The sequence below is a fragment of the Dysgonomonas sp. 521 genome, assembly GCF_010501055.1.
In the GTDB taxonomy this organism is placed as follows: Bacteria; Bacteroidota; Bacteroidia; order Bacteroidales; family Dysgonomonadaceae; genus Dysgonomonas.
The window spans coordinates 1-2,390 of sequence record NZ_QVMO01000194.1 but is presented as its reverse complement, the minus strand read 5'-3'; the positions used below and the strand labels follow the sequence as shown (position 1 = coordinate 2,390).

Annotated in this window: 2 protein-coding genes; one reads left to right on the top strand and one right to left on the bottom strand. The window is 43.6% G+C overall.

Annotation, left to right across the window (positions count from 1 at the left end; genetic code table 11):
* The first annotated feature begins 492 nt into the window (after positions 1–492).
* The gene (locus D0T84_RS22035; protein WP_163310064.1) at positions 493–972 is read left to right on the top strand and encodes a surface-adhesin E family protein; all 480 of its coding nucleotides are present in this window, start codon (positions 493–495) and stop codon (positions 970–972) included.
* 106 nt (positions 973–1,078) lie between these two features.
* Here D0T84_RS22035 and D0T84_RS22030 read toward each other — a convergent pair.
* Positions 1,079–2,390, bottom strand: a 1,312-nt coding sequence (locus D0T84_RS22030) for a DUF763 domain-containing protein (protein WP_255495540.1), incomplete at its 5' end; no start/stop codon positions are given.

Here is a 2,390-nt window from a genome sequence, read left to right as displayed (position 1 = left end):
AACAGGATCGTGCGCTGAAATATCTTCATCAATCCTACCAGGAAAAAGTAGCGTTTGATTGGGTATGTACGGACGAAAATGTATCTTTGACATAATAATTTTTTGAATACCTGAAGTTAGCAATACTTTAGGAAATAGCAAAGACCGAGCTTGGGAAAGTTCGGTCTTTGTGCGTAAAAAAGAGGGCATGTCTATTTTGACACACCCTCTTTGTGTTTATTTATAGCTGGAAGAACTATTTCAATCCTTTGCAAATTAAAATATAAAACTTATATTTGCAAACAGATAACAGAGTTATTTGAAAGCATGAAAAACTAAGTGTATCTAAGCACTTTATACTTACTTATCTACTGCCCGTTTCATGCGAGAATCTTCAAAAACTGTTGATAGTCAATTTAATATCCTCAGACTACCACAAAGATAAAAAAAGTTAAGTAAATGATACCAGCTTATTTTGTAAGTTTATATTCTGAAACATAAAATGCAGCATGTATGAAATATGTATTGTTTATAATAGGAATTACGCTTTGCCTTTCGTCTTGTCAGACAACACGTCAGGCTAGTTCCGGCTTCCATGCATGGTTTAATGTGGCAGTGACGGACGATGAGGAAATCTATACCGATACAGCCAGTATCAAGCACGAGGCCGGCGTGGCTTATGCTTTCGAAAAGCGTATTTATACATCGCCACAGAGGCGTAAGGCTTATGTAGATAAGATAAAGGCAGAGTATACGAAGATGGGTAAGCCGCAGAAGGCTGACAAATGGAATGATTTCAGCTATTGTATATATTACAGCCTGTACGACTGCCCAAACAGGCGTTTCAGGGTTTTGTCGGTCGAAGATTATGATTCGGCGGGCAAACTGATTACAAAAACTACTGCTTCGAAGAAAAATATCCGCTGGCTGAATGTTAGTGCGGAGACGGTTGGGGATTACACGTTTTTCTTTGTCTGCGATTACGAAAAGTAAAGGCCTCAGACCTTTTTATTACTTTTGTAAGTAATAGAGTTTATATAGAATAAAGTGTTATGTGTTTTATTCGACATAAACTCTATTATCAATAGTTCGTTATAAACTAATCCCAAAGTTTCAATTGTGTACCTCCTGGCTTTGGCTTTTTAGCATCGCCGAAAACAGTCTTGCCCCCATACTTATAAGAAGTATCGCGTTCGTGCTGTACCAGATCGTCAAAATAATTATTGGGAGTATATCCCTTTTCTATTTCCTGAGATATTTTAGAAAGGTTCTTTAAAGCTTCCGACTTGTCATTATCCCCCAATCTGGACTGATGGATAGCCTTATCGAATATCTCGATAGTTTCGTCATATACCCGTGTAGGTACGGGGAACGGATGCCCGTCCTTTCCTCCGTGGGCGAACGAGAACCGTGCCGGATCGGAAAAGCGGGACGGCGTGCCGTGTATCACTTCGCTGACCAATGTAAGCGATTGCACTGTACGAGGCCCCACACCCTCGAGTAAAAGCAGGGATTCGATATTCTTGATATCCGTCTCGTGGGCAAGGATCAACGCAGCCCCCAAACGTTTCAGGTTTACATCTTCCACCCGCACATCATGATGATCGGGCAAGATAATGGAAACCTCACGCATCAGCTTATCCGGCAATTCCTTGGTCAGTTCCAAGATACCATCTTTGGTAGGAGACGCCAGTTTATCCGTCAGGTTAAGGATCAGACCCTGATTTTTTCCACAAACAGACGTATGCGGTTCTTCCACGAACGAACGGATAGAGGACGAAAGCCAGTGATAGCGCCGTGCCATCCGGTTATCGGCGTTCATACCCTGCTGTATAACAGCCCACTCGCCTTCTACCGTAACGACAAAGGAATGCAGATAAAGCTGAAAACCATCCTGAACGGCTGTATTGTCTACCTTTGCCGACAGGCGGCTATTCCTTACCAGTTCTTCGCCGTTGAGTCCGGTTTTATTCGCTATTTCGAGAAGTTCAGCGGGGGTTTGGCGGGAAGATTTCCCCCGTCCTCCACACACATATACGCCTAATTCGGACGACCGTTTATTTATCGCTTTTTTCAAAGCGTTCATCACAGATGTTGTAATGCCTGACGAGTGCCAGTCCATACCCAACACACAACCCAGCGACTGGAACCAAAACGGGTCGCTAAGACGTTGCAACAATGCCGGACGCCCATACTCTATAACGATAGCTTCTACAATGGCGCCACCCAGCAAACTCATTCGCTGAGCCAGCCACTGAGGCACTGTCCCGTAATGGAGAGGTAAATCGGCATGTCCGCGTTTCATAAGGCTAAGGTAATCGAGTAGGAGGAAAATGAAATAGTTTCCTCCTATTTCATTTTCCGACCTCTCACACCACCACGCATGCCGTTCGGCACGTGGCGGTTCCTTA

Bases quoted from the DNA above. Each gene is read 5' to 3' on its own strand.
- D0T84_RS22035 (WP_163310064.1), top strand. From the start codon at position 493: ATGAAATATGTATTGTTTATAATAGGAATTACGCTTTGCCTTTCGTCT.